An 18,979-nucleotide genomic window follows, 5' to 3' on the forward strand; every position below is an offset into this window, starting at 1 on the left:
TTGGCGAAAACAAAGGTCGAACATTTGCATTAAGAGAGAAAATACTTTTTAGTTTTTCTCTCTTTCTTTAATTTAAATTCTTTTCTTGTCGTTGCCTATTGATAATCAGAATAACTTTCTAAACGCTTTGCTAAAAGTTATTTCCGATTATCAACAGGCCATCATCATCATCATTCAAGAAATTTTTCGCATTTACTAATTGAACTTTCAATAAAGGACTTAGTCCGGCGAAGACGGATAAAGATTCAAGATTTCAGATTTCAGATTCAAAATTTCAGATTTGTCCGGCAAAGACGGATAAAAGGCGTTAAACGTAAAACGTTAAGCGTTAAGCGAAAAAATTTGTTTATTTGAAGCATTTGCATTTTATTTTTAAACCACGGAGTTACACAGAGGAATGCACAGAGGCATACAAGAGGAAAAACAAATATGGTCACTTAAATCTTCTGGTTCATTCCGATTGTTTCCGAATCATTCCGACTCATTCATTCCTCTAACTTCATCTAACTTCCTTTAACTTCGTCAAATTCTTTAAGAAGAGGTGCTTCTACTATGGTCGGCATGACTACTGGTTCTTAGAACAATTATTCAAAATTGCGAAGCAGCTTTATAATACCTTTATTTGGTCTGGTTCTTTCGTGCATCGCAAATCACTTTTGACATGATAATTCTACCATTAGTTAGCCCCTACGGGGCTAAAAAATAGACACCTTTTTTTTACGAAACACCAAAAACTAAACACGGTTTTCTGTCTTGTCCTGTAAAGCTTTTCGTTTCACCCCTAAATTTGAATTGCTTGCTGAATCTACGGACACTATTTTTCTCCATAAATTTTGATTTTTTAAAAAACATTTCGTTTATTTGCAGGGAATAGAATCGCACATGAAAGCATTAGGTTATACCACACTTCATCATCATCACCATTCACATCATTGGCGAATGGCAGATGATCATTTGGTATAACCGAAAGTAAGAAGTAAATATACCACACCTATAAAAAGGGTCTGCCATTCGCAAGGCAGGCCCTTTCTGTTTTTTGTCAACTCACCAAATACATAATCGAAATGAATACAAAAATTACGCTGGCCATTCAAAAGAGTGGTCGACTAAATCAGGGAACTATAGAGCTGCTCAGCCGATGTGGAATCAAAGTTAGCAATGGAGGTAATCATCTTAAAGCGTTAGCCGAAGGTTTTCCAATGGAGGTGTTACTCCTGCGCGACGACGATATTCCACAATACGTTGCCGATGGAGTAGCCGATATAGGAATTCTTGGACTAAACGAAGTTTTGGAAAAGGGAAAGGATGTTGAGATAGTCCGCAAGCTTGGCTTTTCCCGATGTCGCCTATCGATAGCCGTACCTAGCGCAGTAAGCTACACCGGACGTGAGTGGCTGTCGGGAAAAAGAATAGCCACATCCTATCCCGAGATTCTACGCTCATTTCTAAAAGAGAATAGCCTAGATGCTGAAATTCACACCATCAGCGGTTCGGTGGAGATAACACCTGGAATTGGCATGGCCGATGCCATTTTTGAAATTGTTAGCAGTGGAGGCACCTTGCTAAGCAATAACCTAAAAGAGGTAGATGTGATTATGAAAAGCGAGGCCGTATTAATTGCCAACAAGAACCTCAATCAAACCAAAATTGAACTACTTAAAAAACTTGAGTTTCGCATTGAGGCTGTTCGTAAAGCGCAAAGAAACAAATATATCTTACTAAATGCACCAAAGAACAGGCTAAACGAGATTATTGGGTTAATCCCAGGTATGAAAAGTCCAACCATTCTTCCATTGGCCCAAGAGGGATGGTTCTCGCTGCACTCGGTGGTTAACGAGGATGATTTTTGGGAAGTTATCGGCAAGCTCAAAGATGCTGGTGCCGAAGGTATTCTTGTTGTTCCAATTGAAAAAATGGTCATTTAAACAGTTACTACCATGAGAATTATTATTGATGCACAAAATATAGACTACTTAGAGATATTAAAACGTCCTTGTGAACTCAATATTGGTTTAAGGGAACAGGTTTCTGCTATTATTTCAAAGGTTAAAGCCGATGGCGACAAAGCGCTCAAAGAGTTTACATCGAAGTTTGATAGAGTTGAACTTGATACGATAGAAGTAGATTTAAAAGCGCTTAATGACTCAAAAAAACATGTTGAAACCGAACTAGGATTAGCCATTGAGGTAGCAAGTAAAAACATTGAACAATTTCATGCTGCCCAGCGCATTCAGGAAATTGAGGTTAACACGATGCCGGGAGTTACCTGCAAGCTACTTTACCGGCCATTAAATCGTGTAGGGCTTTATATTCCTGGTGGCACTGCACCGCTAATATCTACAGCGCTTATGCTTGGCGTACCTGCAAGAGTTGCTGGTTGCAATGAGCTTATTGTCTGCACGCCCCCCCCAATTAATCCGGCTATACTATATGCCTGTAGCTTAATTAATGCAAGAGTTTTTTGCGTAGGTGGTGCACAAGCCATTGCAGCCATGGCATTTGGTACGGAAAGCATTCCCAGGGTTGATAAGATTTTTGGCCCTGGCAACAGCTTTGTAACCGAGGCCAAGATGCAAGTTGCAGCAATGGGCGTTCCAATTGATATACCTGCAGGCCCATCGGAGCTGTTAGTTGTTGCCGATGAATCAGCAAACCCAACTTTTATTGCAGCCGATTTGCTTTCGCAGGCCGAGCATGGTACCGATAGCCAGGTGGTGCTAATTAGCACTAGCCAAACGATAATTGATAACACTTTAAACGAATTAAAGTCACAGCTTACCAAGTTGCCCCGCAAGGAAATTGCTCAGGAATCGTTAAAAAATAGCGCTGCTATAAAGGTTGATTCCATTAAACGTGCCCTGGAAATAAGCAATGGCTATGCACCAGAACACTTAATACTGGCAGTAAATGACGCATCGAGGCACGTTGACCAAGTTATGAATGCCGGCTCGATATTTTTAGGTAGCTACACCCCCGAATCGGTTGGCGATTACGCAAGTGGAACCAACCATACCCTACCAACCAGCGGCTTTGCACGAAACTGGAGCGGAGTAAGTTTGAACTCATTTACCAAAACAATAACAGTTCAAGAGGTTGATAAAAAGGGAATTGCAAGCATCGGGCAAACCGTGATTGCACTTGCCGAAGCTGAACAGCTAAATGCTCACGCAAACGCAGTAAAGGTCAGACTAAATCAGCTTAAAAAGAATCAAAAATGATGACAATTGAAAACGTAACTTCACTGGTGAGGCCAAATATTGCATCACTTAAACCCTATTCATCGGCGCGAAGTGAATTCACAGGTGAAAACAAAATTCTTTTGGATGCAAATGAGAATCCGTTTGAGCTATGGGAAATGGAAAAGATTAATCGCTACCCCGACCCACTGCAAACAAATGTAAAACAAATAATTGCCCAAATTAAAGGGATAAAACCGGAGCAATTGTTTATTGGAAACGGAAGCGATGAAGCAGTTGACCTAATAATACGATGCTTTTGTGAACCTGCCTCAGATAGAATTGCAATATTTGAGCCTACCTATGGCATGTATTCGGTATGTGCAACAATTAATAATATTGGAGTTGAAAAATATCTTCTAAAAGATGATTTCTGTATTGATGCCGATTCTTTTCTAAACAGGGTAACAAAAGATGTTAAGGTAGTTTTTATTTGCAATCCGAATAATCCAACAGGAAACAGTCAAAAGTTTGGCGTAATAGAACAAATATTATCAGAAATCAATGGGCTGGTTGTTGTTGATGAAGCATATATTGATTTTTGTTCGGATAAATCGGTGGTTAGTTTAGTTAATCGATATCCTAACCTAATAGTGCTTCAAACCTTTTCCAAGGCCTGGGGACTTGCAGGTGCAAGAATAGGCTTGGCCATTGCCAATAGGCAAATTATAAGTATTCTGAACAGGGTGAAATTCCCTTACAATATTGGTAAACCATCCTTGCAGATACTTAAGAATTCCCTTTCGAATAAAGCGTTAATGGAAAAATTTATCGCACAGATAACCGGTGAAAGACAAAACCTCTACGAACAGCTAAAGCAGTTCTCTTTTATTACAATGGTTTACCCATCCGAAGCCAATTTTCTCCTTGTAAAAACAACCAATGCCCAAAAAATCTACACATATCTGCTTGACAAAAACATTGTTGTTCGGAATCGTAGCCATGAACCGCTGTGTAGCAACTGCTTAAGAATAACCGTGGGCACACCTGCCGAAAACCAAATACTAATTGAAACCTTAAAAAAGCTAAACCTATGAAGCCAATTCTTTTTATCGACCGTGATGGGACATTAATAAAAGAACCCAACGACCAGCAGGTTGATAGTTTTGACAAACTCGAATTCATGCCCGGTGTATTTACCTGGCTTGGCAAGGTTTGTAGAGAACTTAACTTCTACCTTGTTATGGTCACCAACCAGGATGGGCTTGGCACAAAAAGTTTTCCAGAGTCGGACTTTTGGGGACCACATAACATCTTACTTAAAGCGTTAAAAGCCGAAGGTATTACATTCGACGAAATACTAATTGACCGCTCGCTACCCGGTGAAAACAAACCAACCCGTAAGCCTGGAACAGGACTTGTCAAACATCTTCTTATACCCGATTTTGACATACAAAACTCTTTTGTGATTGGCGACCGTGAAACCGATGAGCGTTTTGCCCAAAACATCGGTTGCAAAGCTATTAGATTTGGCAGCAAATCTGCATTTGAGCAAAACCTTTCTGCCAGCAATTGGGAACAGGTATTCTATCTACTTAAACCTAAAAGAGTTGCCCGCCTAGCTCGCAAAACTACCGAAACCGATATTGCAATTAGTATCAGTTTAGACGGTGATGGAATATTTAGAATTGATACTGGAATCCACTTCTTTAACCACATGCTTGAGCAGCTCTCAAAGCATTCGGGCATCGATATGGATATTACGTGTAAAGGCGACCTTAATGTCGACGAGCATCACACTATTGAAGATGTTGGCATTGCGCTTGGCGAAGCGCTAAAATTGGCTATAGGCGATAAAAAAGGGATAAATCGCTATGGATTTGACATACCTATGGACGAGAGCCTTGCAAGAGTGGCCATCGATTTTAGTGGAAGACCATATCTTGTTTTTAATGGCGATTTTAAACGAGAGTACCTTGGTGGTATGCCCACCGAAATGATAAAGCATTTTTTCCACTCACTGGCCTATAGCGGAGGATTAACCATAAATATCGAATTTAATGGAGAGAACGACCACCATAAGACCGAAGCCATATTTAAAGCCTTTGCTAGAAGTCTTAAACAAGCCATTTGCCAGGATGGAAATAATCTACCATCTACTAAAGGCAAACTTTAAAAGATTAAAATGATGAGTAGGCTAAATATTGGAATAATACAGTATGGAGCAGGGAACCAAGCTTCTATACGAAATGCACTTGATAAATTTGGTGTAAATGCCTTTCCTGTAAGCACAAAAGAGGAGCTAAACAAGGCCGACAAGCTAATAATTCCAGGAGTTGGGCATGCAAAAAAGGCCATGCAACAACTAAACTCATTGGGATTAACCGAAGCAATCATTCAAACTGATATTCCACTGTTAGGCATTTGCCTTGGTATGCAACTACTTGGCAGATTTAGTGCCGAAGGAAGCACCAGCTGCCTGAATATATGCGATTATGAAACGCACAAATTCGGCATTAAGCTAAAAATCCCACACATGGGATGGAATATGGTAAAACTAGCAGACGCCCCACTCTTTTACAAGCTTGGGGAAAGTGAATGGTTTTACTATGTGCATAGCTACTATGTTCCTAAAAGCGCTAATACCATTGCAACTTCAAACTACGAAATTGACTTTATAGCAGCGGTAAGGCAAAATAACTTTTGGGGCGTTCAGTTTCACCCCGAAAAAAGTGGAGAAAAAGGATTACAAATCATTAAGAACTTTATTGAGCTATGCTAGCAGTACCAGCCATAGATATTATCGATGGGAAATGTGTTAGGCTTTACCAAGGTAACTTTTTAAGTGCAAAAAGCTACGGCACAAACCCACTTGAGCAAGCTAAGGCGTTTGAAGATAATGGGTTTACAAATCTTCACCTTATCGACCTTGATGGAGCAAAGGAAGGTGTTCCAAAAAACCTTAAAACACTTGAGAAAATTGCAAAATCAACAAATATCAAAATTGACTTTGGTGGCGGATTAAGAAGCACGGAAAGCATCAATAGCGCAATTAGTGCTGGTGCATGGAAGGTGAACCTTGGAACTATCCTAACATCAATGAATGTTGATATAAATATCGACAGCATAAAAGAGAAAGTCATAGCAGCTATTGATTGTGAGAATAACATGGTGAAGTCCAATGGATGGCAAAACCAAACATCTATAAAGATTGATGATTTAATTGCCCAACTGGTAAACGATGGCTTTAGCCATTTCACGGTTACTGATATTAGTCGTGATGGAACACTAACCGCACCTTCATTCTACCTGTATGAACGCCTTAGAAGACTCTACCCTAATGTTGCCCTATGGGCAAGCGGTGGAGTAAGTTCAATTACCGATTTGAAAAACCTTAAAAGGTTAGGTGTTGATGGTGCCATTATAGGCAAGGCCATTTACGAAAAAAGAATTAACCCTAAAGAATTATTGAAATGCTTGCAAAACGAATAATACCATGCCTTGATGTAAAAGACGGGCGCACAGTCAAGGGGATAAACTTTAGCAATTTGACAGATGCCGGCGACCCTGTTGAACTTGCAAAAAGGTATTACAACGAAAGCGCCGATGAGTTGGTCCTGCTCGATATCTCGGCAACGCTTGAAGGACGTGAAACTTTTGTTGATACCATTATAAACGTTGCAAAAGCAATTGCCATACCCTTTACTGTAGGAGGGGGCATTAGCAGCGTTCAACAGGCAGAAAGGTTGTTAAAAGCAGGAGCCGACAAAGTATCAATTAATACGGCTGCTATCCAAAATCCAAGGCTAATAGGAGAACTTGCCGAGCGATTTGGCTCACAGTGCGTTGTGGTAGCCATCGACACCAAGCTAACCGCAAAAGGTTGGGAAGTTGTTACTCACGCTGGAACTCAACAAACGGGGATAATGGCAGATAAATGGGCAAAAACATGCGAAATGCTTGGCGCTGGAGAAATACTACTCACCTCATTCACTTCCGATGGCACCCAACAAGGCTTTGCCATTGATATAACAAGGGAAATATCACAAACAGTTAACATTCCTGTTATCGCATCTGGTGGTGCTGGTATGCTTGACCACTTTGCTGAGGTTTTTATTAAAGGCAAAGCCGATGCTGCTTTGGCAGCTGGTATTTTTCACTACGGAATGCTTACTGTTAAACAGGTTAAAGAATACTTACTGAAGCAAAATATTAATGTTAGAAACTAAAATAAATCATTATGACAACACTAAACTTTGACAAGTTAAATGGATTAATTCCAGCAATTATTCAAGACGCAGCAACAAACCGAGTGTTAATGCTTGGTTTCATGAACCGCGAGGCACTTGAAGTAACAAGAAAAACTGGATTGGCAACCTTTTACAGCCGAACACGAAGGCAGATTTGGACAAAAGGCGAGACATCGGGCAACTACCTTAAAGTAGCAGCAATAATTCCCGATTGCGATGGCGACACCTTACTGGTTAAAGTAAATCCGCAAGGGCCTGTTTGCCACACTGGAAACGACACCTGCTTTAACGAGATAAACCGAAACTCATTAGGCTTTATTGAATATCTGGAGAGTGTTATTGAATCGCGAAAGGACGAGCAGCCCGATAGTAGCTATACCGCAAAGCTATTTTCTGCAGGAAACAAAAGAATAGCCAAGAAAATTGGTGAAGAGGCCGTTGAGCTGGCTTTAGAATCAGAAACAGGTTCAAACGAAAGGTTACTAGACGAAACCGCCGACCTGATTTACCACGCCTTAGTATTACTTGCAAGCCGAAACCTCAAGTTTGAAAATGTTATTGATGTTCTCAAAAACAGACATGCTGATAGTAAAGCATCCAACGAACAGATAGACAATTTCAAACGAGGTGAAAAGCAATGGGGAAAGTAAAAATTCGTCGATATATTTTAATTTTTAAAAGTAATGATTAATTTTGCGCTTCGAAAAACGAAGCCGGTCCGGTAGCTCAGTTGGATAGAGCAACAGCCTTCTAAGCTGTGGGTCGTGGGTTCGAATCCCGCCCGGATCACTTAAAAGAACTAATCAATCGAAAAGGTCAATTCTTATAGGATTGGCCTTTATTTTTTGTTTAAATATTAGGGCGGGATCATGAGCCAAAAGCGAACTAATCATTTACAACCAATCCCAAACAATAAAATCATCTTAAAACCTAAACGCCAAATTACATTTAACACAATTAAATAAACAGTATAATGCTATTATTCAATAACTTAAAAAATATATTTAAAATAAATCTAAATTAATAGTGCTAAATCCAAATATTATGCGTTACTTGCACTCGAATTAAAAATCACAATAATGAACAAAGGAACAGTAAAATTCTTTAACGAATCAAAAGGTTTTGGTTTTATTAAAGATTCAGAAACAAGTGAAGAGTATTTTGTACACGCAACAGGTTTAAAAGATCAAATTACAGAAGACGATGAGGTTACTTTCAACCTTGAACAAGGAAGAAAAGGCTTAAATGCAGTAGACGTAAAATTGGTTTAACACAACCCATATACTTGTTAGAATCCCGGATTTTCCGGGATTTTTTTTTACATCAATTTCAACATTCAAATAGTATCTTTGTTTTACTGAAAACTTTACTGTAATGAAAATCCCACAAATCGTAATATTCTTATCCGTTGTCTTAGGTGTTTACACGTTGGTAAATGTCTTTTTATACTACCAGACACGCCCATTATTTAACCTTACCACAATTGGTTCATTGATTAAGCTGCTTTTTTGGATAGCTGTAATTGCATACCCACTTGGCAGAACATTAGAATCCGTAATTGGTGGACAAATCCCCACTCTACTTGTCAAGTTAGGTTCAATTTGGCTTGCCTTTATGCTATATTTAACCTTGCTATTCTTGCTTTTCCAGATTCTTTCGCCAGTGGCAAATTATATGTTCCATATCGATTTTAAAGGTAATACGCATATTCGTCAAATCTCAACAGGAATAGTATATATTGCCTCAATCCTTATTTTTGTTGCAGGATATATTAACGCAATAAGTCCCAAAATAGCTGAGCTAAAAATAGATACACATAAACCATTACCCAACAACAAGCTTACCATTGTAATGGCATCGGACATTCATCTGGGAACCATTATAGGCAAAAAGGATTTAGGTAAACTTGTTCAAAGAATAAATATCCAAAATCCAGATTTAGTATTATTTGCAGGTGATATATTTGATGAGGACATTGCACCAGTAGTAAACGGCCAGATGGGCAAACTATTTGAGGAGATAAAGTCGAAATACGGCGTTTATGCTGTTACAGGAAACCACGAGTTTTTCAGAAACTACCAGGCAAAAATGGATTACCTTAACGAACACGGTGTAAATGTTCTTTGCGATACTGCAATAGTTGTAGGTAATGTTAACATCATCGGACGGTATGACCGCCAGAGCAATTTTGCGTTAGGGCAAAAAAGAAAGCCGCTGGCTGAACTGGCCAAAAATATTGATAAAAATCATTTTACCGTTGTTCTAGACCACCAACCCTTTAACCTAAATGAAGCGGTAGAGATAGGAGCCGATTTGCAACTATCGGGACATACACACCACGGACAGATGTGGCCTTTTAATTACATCACTAAGGCGATTTACGAGGTTAGCATGGGATATAAGAAAATTAAGGATACCCACTTTTACGTATCGCCCGGCTACGGAACCTGGGGACCAAGAGTAAGACTAGGAAACAGACCTGAGGTGGTGGTGATTAGGATAAAACAGGATAAAGGATAAAGGATAAAGCTCAAAGGATAAAGGACTTAGTCCGGCGAAGACGGATAAAGGTTAAAGGATGAGCCATCCAAAATAAAGTCTACATAAAAACGTAGATAAAATTAAACCAATTGCTTATCACCCAGCACCTTCTACGGCACGGCTTGCCAACCCGAGCGAAGTCGAGGCATCTCTTCTTGAAGAATCTGATGAAGTTAAAGGAAGTTAGAGGAATGAATGAATCTGAATGAATCGGAATGAATCGGAAATATTCGGAAGGAGTCGGAAGAACCGTGTTTGGTATTTAGTTTTAGGTGTTTAGAAAAGTGTGCTCAGAATCAACCAATTAATAAAGAATGAAAATTCAGCCCCGTAGGGGCGAACTATAGGTAGAATTAACAAGAATTAACAAGTCCCATAGAGTTTTGCGATGCACGGAAGAACCACACCAAAGAGCGAATATGAAACGTTGCATCGCAATTTCAAGTAATGCCCCCAAGAACCAGTTTGTCATGCCGTGCGTAGTCGAGGCAACTCTTCTTGAAGAATTTGACGAAGTTAAAGGAAGTTAGATGAAGTTAGAGGAATTTAAAAGAATGACACTGTATTTTGAACAGCCCCTGAACAGACCCTTTTTGAACAAACCCTATTTTGAACAGACCACAACCTTGGCTCAACTGGGTATTGGTCAAATTTTGAATTTTGAATTTTGAACTTTGAATCCGAATTTCGTCTTCCACAGTTGGGCCGAGGTTATAAAAAGAAATAGACGAATGGAGTTTGGTGGCGGTTGTACCGCAGTCAGACTATCAAATGCAGGCTCAGCATTCAAGGATATATTGGGCTTAGGCTAAAGCCTAAGCCCAACAAACGGCAACAAAGCGAGTTTTTATAAGTTACCCTTGTTTGCGCATTCTATGATAAAAAGCAAGGAAAAAATAACTACCATTATTATTCCTTTATTTTTCTCAATGTAACATATATCATTGGATTACCATGGTGTACTGCGTGCCTTTTAGGATAGTTTTCCCAATATATAGTATCTCTTCGCCAACCATTCTTATCATAAAACCATTTATAAAATTTATTTGTTTCCTCCCATGCGTCGCCAATTTTAATACTGTTAATATCTTCTCGAAGGGTCAATGTACCAAGTTTCTTAGCTTGGTAGTCGGGCTTGTAGTTTACAGGTAGTTCAAGTACAACAAACAATCCATTACTAGGCATGGGTAATTTATATTCATAAAGGTTAATTTTTAAGTAATCATCACCTTTATAACCTTTATTTGCCTCAAATAAAATTGGTCCTAATAATCTTAAAGAATCGTTGGGTTTCAAAAATTCCTTTTCACCAGCATAAAGCGAAAAAAGAAATGGAGATGCAGGGTTGCCTTTATTTACAATATATATGCATAATTGATTTATAACAAACTGCTCATTAGGTTTTTTATTTGGAATATATAAACCGAGTTTTCCATATATAGAATTATAGTAATCTTTTCTTGGCTTTTTTTTATAAATTCCCATCTTTTCGAATTTAATCCTTTTGGGGGATTTAATTGTAACTCCTTCAATACTAAATTGTTTGCTCTTAAGTGGGATACTAATAATATCTTGAGGTAACATCGACAAATCAATTTCTTTATCAATGTATGACATATGCTTTAATAAAACCTTTGAATGGTATAATTTTTTTGTTGGCTTAAATAAGCCATTGGCATCTGTCTGTCCTACAACCGCACCATTCAACAATACAAAGCAATCTGAAATTGGTTCAGTAGTTGCTTCATCAAATACTCTAAGGATTAACTCCTTGGGGGTATTTACATAAATTGGCGATTGCCAAAGAAATGCTAAAAGAATTAAATGCAATAAATACATAAAATTTTGTAAAATACATACAGGCAAATAATGCCTGTATGTTATCAATTCTGACTAATTAATCTAATCTTGTTTCAGTGGTCTCATAAAAACCAAACCATGAACATCTTTGTTTCACAGTATGAGAGACCCCATTTTCATCGACAAATTCACCTGCATAATGCCAATGATTGAATCTCAAAATACGATCTCCACCTTTAAAATTGTTCAAATCATTTTCTAGCATAGACATTGACTCAAATTTATCTATTTTCTTCATATCGTTGTGTTGTTAATCGTAAAGTTCTTTATATTTATCTGTGGGGTTACCCCAAATATTATAATATTGATACCTGATGATACTTGTGCCTTCGCTTGCACCTTCAAGTTTCACATATCCAACTTTTATAACACGCCAACCCCATCCTCCTTCAATTGATTTCATTTCATCGGAAGTAAGTTGACAAAACTTCTTATCATCTAAACTTTCCATATTATTATATTTTTCCTACTCATAGGGAACACCCCAGGCTTTTCAGTTACCGCCCACCACTCCATCCTGCGCAGTTTATTTTAATGGATTGGTTAATACAAAGTAAACCGACAGGTCGGCAACCACACTTTCGACCTGTAAATATTTTATGTTTTATAGCATATTTATGGGGGGGGTAAGTTTGGCGTGTCGGTATTTTGTGTTTTGGATTCGTCCTCAATAAAACAAAGAACTAGCCTGCCGGGGCGGGAGAACTTCCAAGTACGGAGCGTAGGATTGTACTCCAAGGGTACTTTTATGCTCTCGAGCTGTTCAAAATAGTTGCGCACGGTGCGTTCGCTCACTCCAAGCTTATCGGCAATTTCGGGTGCAGTTCCTGCGTTGCCGCTTCGTAAAAGAAAATCGAGATACTCGATAAGTCGTTTTGATTCAATAATATTCATTTCAACTAAACATAAAATTAATGAGAGTGGTCTGGCCCCCTATAAATCGAAGTTTTGTATAGATAGTTAAACAAATATATTATATTTCGTTTACAATTAAAGTAGCAAAGGGCAACATTAATTCAACAAGCAAATGCGACACAATTAAAGAACTCTGTTTTTGGAGTACTAAAATGCAAAGTCTTCCTTGGTTTTCTGTTTATCCGTCTTTGCCGGAAAATTCTGAAATCTGACCCGTCCTAAATAATGTCTACATAAAAATGTAGATATGAATAAGAATAATTACGTAACAAAACGCTACAGCGAGAGTTTTAAATTAAAAATTTTAAGCGAACTTAGCACGGGTAAGTACTCAAAGCATGATCTTACCCAGCAGTACGGAATTTATGTTCCAACTATTAACCGATGGATTAAGAAATACAACAGGGTAGACCTTATGAACAAGCGAGTTTTAGTGCAAGAGCCAGATGAGGTCAGCAAGCTGCAGGCCTTGCAGAAGGAGATGGAGCCTCTCAAGAAGCTTCTGCTTAAGATGAACCTTGAGTTCCAGGTAAAGAACTGCTTTCGCATCAGCATGACACAGGAAAACCATTGCTACAAGAATGCTGTGGCCGAAAGGGTAAACGGTATCCTTAAGAATGAGTGTGTTGCCTAATTTTTTTTACCCTTTAGACTTATTTTAGGACTAGACACTCCATAGTTTAAAAAATCTTAAACATAGGAATTGATACGCTTTGTAAAACGATTTGAAGTTTGGAATTATCTATATTAGTATATTCGAACCTAACAAAACCAAACCTAGGATTAAAATAACTCGTAAGTTTTGTTTTCCCCAACACACTTACAGCCTCACTATCAACAATAAAGCAATCCAAATTTCCAAAATTAGTTTTAATTGTCTTTTTCCCAACTATTTTGTACTTATACTTAAATTCAACGATTCCTTTCCATTGCTTCCAGCGTTTATCGCCCCACCCTTCACTTATTTTAAGTTTCCAATTCCAAGAATGGCCTATTTCTAAAGGATACTTAATATACGGGTATGGGTTTAATTCTAAAATTTGAAACAAATACTCCCTCGGAGGATGAAACCATAAATTTTACAATTCTCAATCAGCCCTGTCATGGCATCATTTAGTATTATCGGGATATCTATACAATATCCCGGTTTGATAAAAACAGGGTCGTTGAAATTCATATTTTCTTTAGATATTTCAAGTTGAAACCCTTTAACCAGATTTTTTTTACATGTATTTACATCGATAAAATCCCAAGAACCATCTTTATTAACATAGAAGAATAACTCTTTACCATTTTTATCAAAGAATTTATAGCTAAATGTTAAAACACTTCCGCGTTTATAAATATTATTACGCTCTAGTTCAGGTTTTTCAATTATATTCCCATACAAATACCCATCAAGTAAAAGCAAATTATTTTCATTTGTTATTACTTGAGCCGCAATATAAAGACGTAAAAACAAAAAGGTTACAAACAGTGTTAGTTTATTCATAATTAAACTTTTAGTACTTATTATCACATTAAAAAAAACGAGCCAACTGCTTTGAAGATGGTGTGTTTATTTAATAAAACATATTATGCTACATCCAACCTTCACAAATTTCAATTTTAGAATTATCATCAGTAATCACAATATGGTCTCCATTTTGGTATACATATGTATTCCTATATTTTGCTGTCAAACCAATTTGACCTCCAACTACTTTCGACATCTGTTCCTTGTCAATTTGTTCATTCTTGAACATATTGTCTTCTAAACTCTCAAATTTTGAATTCATTTTATTAATTGTTAAGACCCTACTCATAGGGAGCACCCCAGGCCTTTCGGTTACCGCCCACCAATCCATCCTGCGCAGTTTATTTTAATGGATTGGTTAATACAAAGTAAACCGGCAGGTCGGCAACCACACTTCCGACCTGTAAATAATTTTATGTTTTATAGCATATTTATGGGGGGGGTGAAAGTTTGGCGTGTCGGTATTTTGGGTGTTGGATTCGTCCTCAATAAAGCATAGAACTAGCCTGCCGGGGCGGGAGAACTTCCAAGTACGGTACGTAGGATTGTACTCCACGGGTACTTTTATGTTCTCGAGCTGTTCAAAATAGCTTCGCACGGTGCGTTCGCTCACTCCAAGCTTATCGGCAATTTCGGGTGCAGTTCCTGCGTTGCCGCGTCGTAAAAGAAAATCGAGATACTCGATAAGTCGTTTTGATTCAATAATATTCATTTCAACTAAACATAAAATTAATGAGAGTGGTCTGGCCCCCTATAAATCGAAGTTTTGTATAGATAGTTAAACAAATATATTACATTTCGTTTACACATGCAATAGTAAAGGACAACATAAATTCAACAAGCAAATGCGACACAATTAAAGAACTCTGTTTTTGGAGTACTAAAATGCAAAGTCTTCCTTGGTTTTCTGTTTATCCGTCTTCGCCAGAAAATTCTGAAAACTTTAACCTTTATCCTTTATCCTTTATCCTTTATCCTTTATCCCTTATCCCTTATCCTTCCTTAGTTTAAAATTTGTTCATAAAAACTTTTCGTTTTGCTTGAATTTCAAAACAGTAAACCAATAAATTTGTTTTAAAAAAGAACAACAAGGTTTTGCTTAAACTAATATTACAATCTTGCATCAAAGAATAATAAATCGATTTTCTCAAATTCACAAGGCATCAAGGCGATAACCATGAGCAGCAGTAAAGAGTACCAGTCGCTAAAGGATAAATACCAAGCATTAGAACAAGAGTATCAGAAGCTCCAAGATAGGTATAATCAGCTTTTAAAAGACAAATTTGCAGAGGCAACCCACGATTCAATTTTCAGGGAGGTGGTTGAGTCATCCCCGATCGGCCTAATTCTGGCCAACCAAGATGGTATAATTACCTATTCAAATAAGATTGCACCTCAACTTTTAGGGAAAGAATACGGAGAGAGTCTTATTGGTCAAGATATCAATAGTTTGATTTCTACAGACATAAGAACAGGTGAAAAGTTTGATTTTGAACAGGTAAAAGAGCAAAACCTATTTAAAACCACCCAAAAATTTGCTACCCCGGAAAATGAATCTATTGTTGAAATTGCAATTCGCTCCATCAGCCCCAACCTAAAAGTATGTTTCCTTAAAAATATTACAGAGTCATATAAGACCGAGAGTGAGCTATTCCAGAGTGAAGAGAAATTTCGTTTAGCCTTTAAGCATAGCCCTGATGCTGTAAATATTAATCGAATAGATGGACTTTATGTAGACATAAATGATGGTTTTACTCAGCTAACCGGGTACACTCGCGACGATGTAATTGGTAAGCTATCGTCGGAGATTGGAATTTGGCAAATTCCTGCCGACCGTGAAAAGCTGGTTGATGAGCTTAAGCAGAAGGGATTTGTTAGAAACCTTGAATCCCAGTTTCTGTGCAAAGATGGTTCCATAAAAATAGGATTAATGTCAGCGGCAATTATTAATATTAACGGCATTCCTCATATTCTTTCAATCACTCGCGATATTACGGAAATTAAAGCTGCAGAATACCAGCTAAAGAAAAGCGAATCACGTTTTAGAACCATGATTGAGCAATCGGCCGAAGGTATAACATTTACCAACGAGGCCGGGATTGTTGTCACATGGAATCGTTGCATGGAAGAAATTACCGGAATTTCTGCTCACGAAGTTCTGGGGCAATACATTTGGGATGTACAATTCCGTGTAGAAAACAAAACCGATAAAAATTCCGAAGAGTACATAAAGCTCAAAACAAACCTTTTACACGCCCTTAGAACGGGAACCCTCTCCTATGCAAAAAATCTGATGGAACGTATATTCACCGATTCTAATGGAAACACAAAAATTATACAGGGTTCGGTTTTCCCGATAAAAACCGGTAAGGGATATATACTTGCTTCCATTGCACGTGACATTACCGAGAAAAAGAAAACGGAAGAAAAGATTAGGAAATCCGAGGCAAATCTTAAAGCACTAATTGACAACCGGGATGACCACATATGGTCGCTTGACAGGAACTACCGCTATATTGCCTTTAATAAAGCTTGGGCCGAGATGTTCAAGTTGTACTATAAACAGGAACTCAAACAGGGAATGAATGCATTAGATTTCCTTGAAGGGAGCGATAAAGAATTTTGGATTGAAAAGTGTGAGAGAGCCTTTAAAGGTGAAAAGGTAAAGTTCACAAGAGCATATAAGCTGTGGGATGGAACCCACTACTATCAGGTATCGTTGAATCCTATAGCTGTTGAAAATTCAATCACCGGAGTATCAATAATAAGTGTCGATATAACAGAGCAAGTTACAAGCACCCAGCGCTATAAAACCCTGTTTGAACATGCCCCTGTGCCACTTTGGGAAGAGGATTTTTCTGATGTTAAAAAGCTCCTTTCCTCACTCAAAGATGAGGGTGTTGATGATTTTGAAACCTATCTTGAACAACATCCCGAGGTAGTAAACAGGTGTGTCGAAATGGTCAAAATTCTGGACATCAACGATAGTGTTCTCATTCTACACGAGGCGGAAACAAAGGAGGAAATACTTGAAAGTTTAAATAAGATTTTCAACTGCGACTCTCTGAAAGCATTTAAGAACGAGTTACTTGCAATAGCTAACAATAAAACCGAATCGTTCTTTGAGGCAAAAGTTAAAACGCTAAAGGGCAATGAGCGTTACATTATTTTGCATTGGAACGTAGTACCCGGTTACGAGGAAACCCTTGAGCGGGTTTATATTTCCACGCTCGATATCACCCAAATGAAAAAATCAGAGGAAGCCATTAGAGAGAGCGAAAACAGGTATCGTACCCTCTTCGAACAATCGTCGGATGCTATTTTTCTGGTTGATCTGGATAGTAAAGTGATAGACTTTAATCCTCGTAGCGTTGAAATTCTTGGATATTCCGCTAATGAGCTATTAGGGATGAACCTATCAAGCATAGTCCATCCCGATGATTTGGCTGCAAAAGATCACGCCAGAGCTATTAAAGATTTAAGTGAGGGAAAAACAATTTATGCAGAGTATAGGGTTAGGAAAAAGGATGGAACATATATCCCAATAGAACTTAGTGTCAAACAAATTGATAAAAACCGTTTTCTAAACATTGCACGCGATATTTCGGAACGAAAAAAGGTTGAGGAAGAGATTAAAAGCTATAACAGAAGGTTAGTAGATATCCTTGAAAACATGTCCGACGCATTTGTTGCACTTGACAGGAACTGGTGCTACACCTATATGAACGAAAAGGCAGCAAAAATATTTAACCGGGATGCCAAAGAAATGATTGGGAAGCATATATGGACCGAATTTCCCGAAGGCGTTGGGCAACCCTTTCACCTGAACTACGAAAAAGCCATGAATGAGAAGGTATTCATTAAAATGGAAGAGTACTATCCCCCTTACGATAAATGGTTTGAAAACAGAATTAATCCAACCGACGATGGTATTGCTATCTTCTTTTCAGATATAACTGACCGTAAAAAGGCAGAACAGGAAATACTAAAGCTAAACACCGAACTTGAAAAGCGTGTTTTTGAACGTACTATTGAGCTGCAGAACGCCAATCAGGAGCTGGAAGAGTTTGCCTACTCCATATCGCACGACCTGAAAGCACCGCTTAGGTCGATAAGAGGTTTTTCCGAAATCATTTCGAACCGTTACCGTTCGGTTCTTGACGAGGAAGGACAGAAATATTTTAACTACATTCTGGAATCGAGCAACCATATGGCCACTCTTATCGACGACCTGCTTAAATTTGCGCGTCTGGCAAAGAAAAGAACAAGCAATGAGCTGGTGGACCTGAACAACTTGCTACAAACAGTAATGCACGATTTAAAAGTTGATATTGACAAATCACAGGCTACAATTAAAATTCAACAACTCCCCATTGTTAAGGGCGACAAAACCCTACTGGTACAAATATTCTCAAACCTGATTTCTAATGCCATTACCTATACCAAAAAAGGAACTTATCCAGAAATTCAACTATCATCACAAGAAAAATCTGATAGTTACGTTATTGAGGTAATGGATAATGGAATTGGAATTCCCCCTGAGTACCATGAAAAAATCTTTAACCTCTTTCAAAGACTACATTCCCAAAGGGAGTATCCCGGAACAGGTATAGGTCTTGCATTGGTAAAAAAAGCCGTACACGCATTGGGTGGTGAAATTACACTGAAATCGGAAGTTGACAATGGCACTTCTTTTTATATAACTTTACCTAAATACTGAA

18 protein-coding genes, 1 tRNA gene and 1 pseudogene are annotated in these 18,979 nt (G+C 38.2%); 13 read left to right on the forward strand and 7 right to left on the reverse strand.

The window, feature by feature from the left end; genetic code table 11:
- Positions 1 to 1,064 precede the first annotated feature (1,064 nt).
- The 11 genes from hisG (at position 1,065) to FHG85_RS07190 (ending at position 9,946) form a co-directional block, all read left to right on the forward strand.
- The gene (gene hisG / locus FHG85_RS07140) at positions 1,065 to 1,925 is read left to right on the forward strand and encodes an ATP phosphoribosyltransferase (protein ID WP_173074409.1); all 861 of its coding nucleotides are present in this window, start codon (positions 1,065 to 1,067) and stop codon (positions 1,923 to 1,925) included.
- Between the two features lie 12 nt (positions 1,926 to 1,937).
- Positions 1,938 to 3,218 (forward strand): histidinol dehydrogenase, encoded by a 1,281-nt coding sequence (hisD, locus tag FHG85_RS07145; RefSeq protein ID WP_173074411.1) that lies wholly within the window; start codon positions 1,938 to 1,940, stop codon positions 3,216 to 3,218.
- Positions 3,215 to 4,273 carry a histidinol-phosphate transaminase gene (hisC, locus tag FHG85_RS07150; RefSeq protein ID WP_246249178.1) on the forward strand — a complete coding sequence of 353 codons (1,059 nt, stop codon included), beginning with the start codon at positions 3,215 to 3,217 and terminating at the stop codon, positions 4,271 to 4,273. Before hisD ends, hisC begins: the two co-directional genes overlap by 4 nt.
- Positions 4,270 to 5,352 (forward strand): bifunctional histidinol-phosphatase/imidazoleglycerol-phosphate dehydratase HisB, encoded by a 1,083-nt coding sequence (gene hisB / locus FHG85_RS07155; RefSeq protein ID WP_173074413.1) that lies wholly within the window; start codon positions 4,270 to 4,272, stop codon positions 5,350 to 5,352. Before hisC ends, hisB begins: the two co-directional genes overlap by 4 nt.
- Positions 5,353 to 5,361: 9 nt before the next feature.
- Entirely contained in the window at positions 5,362 to 5,958 is a 597-nt protein-coding gene (gene hisH / locus FHG85_RS07160) for an imidazole glycerol phosphate synthase subunit HisH (RefSeq protein WP_220429184.1), read from the forward strand.
- Positions 5,952 to 6,668: a 1-(5-phosphoribosyl)-5-[(5-phosphoribosylamino)methylideneamino]imidazole-4-carboxamide isomerase gene (locus FHG85_RS07165; RefSeq protein ID WP_173074415.1), complete on the forward strand. Its 717-nt coding sequence runs from the start codon at positions 5,952 to 5,954 to the stop codon at positions 6,666 to 6,668. The genes hisH and FHG85_RS07165 overlap by 7 nt, the downstream gene beginning before the upstream one ends.
- Positions 6,650 to 7,405 (forward strand): imidazole glycerol phosphate synthase subunit HisF, encoded by a 756-nt coding sequence (gene hisF / locus FHG85_RS07170; RefSeq protein WP_173074417.1) that lies wholly within the window; start codon positions 6,650 to 6,652, stop codon positions 7,403 to 7,405. The genes FHG85_RS07165 and hisF overlap by 19 nt, the downstream gene beginning before the upstream one ends.
- 11 nt (positions 7,406 to 7,416) lie before the next feature.
- Positions 7,417 to 8,076 (forward strand): bifunctional phosphoribosyl-AMP cyclohydrolase/phosphoribosyl-ATP diphosphatase HisIE, encoded by a 660-nt coding sequence (gene hisIE, locus FHG85_RS07175; RefSeq protein ID WP_173074419.1) that lies wholly within the window; start codon positions 7,417 to 7,419, stop codon positions 8,074 to 8,076.
- Between the two features lie 65 nt (positions 8,077 to 8,141).
- Positions 8,142 to 8,215: transfer RNA gene (locus tag FHG85_RS07180), tRNA-Arg, on the forward strand.
- Positions 8,216 to 8,505: 290 nt separating this feature from the next.
- Positions 8,506 to 8,697, forward strand: coding sequence for a cold-shock protein (locus tag FHG85_RS07185; protein WP_173074421.1), 192 nt, complete (start codon positions 8,506 to 8,508; stop codon positions 8,695 to 8,697).
- A gap of 103 nt (positions 8,698 to 8,800) precedes the next feature.
- The gene (locus FHG85_RS07190) at positions 8,801 to 9,946 is read left to right on the forward strand and encodes a metallophosphoesterase (protein ID WP_173074423.1); all 1,146 of its coding nucleotides are present in this window, start codon (positions 8,801 to 8,803) and stop codon (positions 9,944 to 9,946) included.
- A gap of 930 nt (positions 9,947 to 10,876) precedes the next feature.
- Here the strand turns inward: FHG85_RS07190 and FHG85_RS07195 are convergent.
- The 4 genes from FHG85_RS07195 to FHG85_RS07210 all read right to left on the reverse strand — a co-directional run bounded on the left by FHG85_RS07195 (position 10,877) and on the right by FHG85_RS07210 (position 12,721).
- A complete protein-coding gene (locus FHG85_RS07195) occupies positions 10,877 to 11,854 on the reverse strand; it encodes a hypothetical protein (RefSeq protein WP_173074425.1) in 978 nt (325 codons plus the stop codon).
- Between the two features lie 10 nt (positions 11,855 to 11,864).
- Entirely contained in the window at positions 11,865 to 12,065 is a 201-nt protein-coding gene (locus FHG85_RS07200; protein ID WP_173074427.1) for a hypothetical protein, read from the reverse strand.
- Positions 12,066 to 12,077: 12 nt separating this feature from the next.
- Complete coding sequence (locus FHG85_RS07205) at positions 12,078 to 12,278, reverse strand: bacteriocin (protein ID WP_173074429.1); 201 nt, start codon at positions 12,276 to 12,278, stop codon at positions 12,078 to 12,080.
- Positions 12,279 to 12,442: 164 nt separating this feature from the next.
- Complete coding sequence (locus FHG85_RS07210) at positions 12,443 to 12,721, reverse strand: HTH domain-containing protein (RefSeq protein ID WP_173074431.1); 279 nt, start codon at positions 12,719 to 12,721, stop codon at positions 12,443 to 12,445.
- 268 nt (positions 12,722 to 12,989) lie between these two features.
- On the opposite strand from FHG85_RS07210, the pseudogene FHG85_RS13415 reads away from it, so the two are divergent.
- A pseudogene (locus tag FHG85_RS13415) lies at positions 12,990 to 13,232 on the forward strand (transposase); the annotation flags it as partial.
- Positions 13,233 to 13,775: 543 nt separating this feature from the next.
- On the opposite strand, the gene FHG85_RS07220 reads toward FHG85_RS13415, so the two are convergent.
- The 3 genes from FHG85_RS07220 to FHG85_RS13385 all read right to left on the reverse strand — a co-directional run bounded on the left by FHG85_RS07220 (position 13,776) and on the right by FHG85_RS13385 (position 14,970).
- Positions 13,776 to 14,234, reverse strand: a complete 459-nt coding sequence (locus tag FHG85_RS07220; protein ID WP_173074435.1) for a hypothetical protein — start codon at positions 14,232 to 14,234, stop codon at positions 13,776 to 13,778.
- Between the two features lie 88 nt (positions 14,235 to 14,322).
- Complete coding sequence (locus FHG85_RS07225) at positions 14,323 to 14,589, reverse strand: hypothetical protein (protein WP_173074437.1); 267 nt, start codon at positions 14,587 to 14,589, stop codon at positions 14,323 to 14,325.
- A 27-nt stretch (positions 14,590 to 14,616) separates the two neighbouring features.
- Positions 14,617 to 14,970 carry an HTH domain-containing protein gene (locus FHG85_RS13385; protein ID WP_173074439.1) on the reverse strand — a complete coding sequence of 118 codons (354 nt, stop codon included), beginning with the start codon at positions 14,968 to 14,970 and terminating at the stop codon, positions 14,617 to 14,619.
- A 465-nt stretch (positions 14,971 to 15,435) separates the two neighbouring features.
- Between FHG85_RS13385 and FHG85_RS07235 the strand changes: the two genes are divergently transcribed.
- Positions 15,436 to 18,978, forward strand: a complete 3,543-nt coding sequence (locus FHG85_RS07235; protein WP_173074441.1) for a PAS domain S-box protein — start codon at positions 15,436 to 15,438, stop codon at positions 18,976 to 18,978.
- Position 18,979 lies beyond the last annotated feature (1 nt).

The sequence above is a fragment of the Tenuifilum thalassicum genome, assembly GCF_013265555.1.
Classification (GTDB): Bacteria; Bacteroidota; Bacteroidia; order Bacteroidales; family Tenuifilaceae; genus Tenuifilum; species Tenuifilum thalassicum.

Excerpts from the sequence above, each read along its gene's own strand:
- hisG (WP_173074409.1), top strand. The coding sequence starts at position 1,065 with ATGAATACAAAAATTACGCTGGCCATTCAAAAGAGTGGTCGACTAAAT.
- hisD (WP_173074411.1), top strand. The coding sequence starts at position 1,938 with ATGAGAATTATTATTGATGCACAAAATATAGACTACTTAGAGATATTA.
- hisC (WP_246249178.1), top strand. The coding sequence starts at position 3,215 with ATGATGACAATTGAAAACGTAACTTCACTGGTGAGGCCAAATATTGCA.
- hisB (WP_173074413.1), top strand. The coding sequence starts at position 4,270 with ATGAAGCCAATTCTTTTTATCGACCGTGATGGGACATTAATAAAAGAA.
- hisH (WP_220429184.1), top strand. The coding sequence starts at position 5,362 with ATGATGAGTAGGCTAAATATTGGAATAATACAGTATGGAGCAGGGAAC.
- FHG85_RS07165 (WP_173074415.1), top strand. The coding sequence starts at position 5,952 with ATGCTAGCAGTACCAGCCATAGATATTATCGATGGGAAATGTGTTAGG.
- hisF (WP_173074417.1), top strand. The coding sequence starts at position 6,650 with ATGCTTGCAAAACGAATAATACCATGCCTTGATGTAAAAGACGGGCGC.
- hisIE (WP_173074419.1), top strand. The coding sequence starts at position 7,417 with ATGACAACACTAAACTTTGACAAGTTAAATGGATTAATTCCAGCAATT.
- FHG85_RS07185 (WP_173074421.1), top strand. The coding sequence starts at position 8,506 with ATGAACAAAGGAACAGTAAAATTCTTTAACGAATCAAAAGGTTTTGGT.
- FHG85_RS07190 (WP_173074423.1), top strand. The coding sequence starts at position 8,801 with ATGAAAATCCCACAAATCGTAATATTCTTATCCGTTGTCTTAGGTGTT.
- FHG85_RS07200 (WP_173074427.1), bottom strand. The coding sequence starts at position 12,065 with ATGAAGAAAATAGATAAATTTGAGTCAATGTCTATGCTAGAAAATGAT.
- FHG85_RS07205 (WP_173074429.1), bottom strand. The coding sequence starts at position 12,278 with ATGGAAAGTTTAGATGATAAGAAGTTTTGTCAACTTACTTCCGATGAA.
- FHG85_RS07210 (WP_173074431.1), bottom strand. The coding sequence starts at position 12,721 with ATGAATATTATTGAATCAAAACGACTTATCGAGTATCTCGATTTTCTT.
- FHG85_RS07220 (WP_173074435.1), bottom strand. The coding sequence starts at position 14,234 with ATGAATAAACTAACACTGTTTGTAACCTTTTTGTTTTTACGTCTTTAT.
- FHG85_RS07225 (WP_173074437.1), bottom strand. The coding sequence starts at position 14,589 with ATGGATTGGTGGGCGGTAACCGAAAGGCCTGGGGTGCTCCCTATGAGT.
- FHG85_RS13385 (WP_173074439.1), bottom strand. The coding sequence starts at position 14,970 with ATGAATATTATTGAATCAAAACGACTTATCGAGTATCTCGATTTTCTT.
- FHG85_RS07235 (WP_173074441.1), top strand. The coding sequence starts at position 15,436 with ATGAGCAGCAGTAAAGAGTACCAGTCGCTAAAGGATAAATACCAAGCA.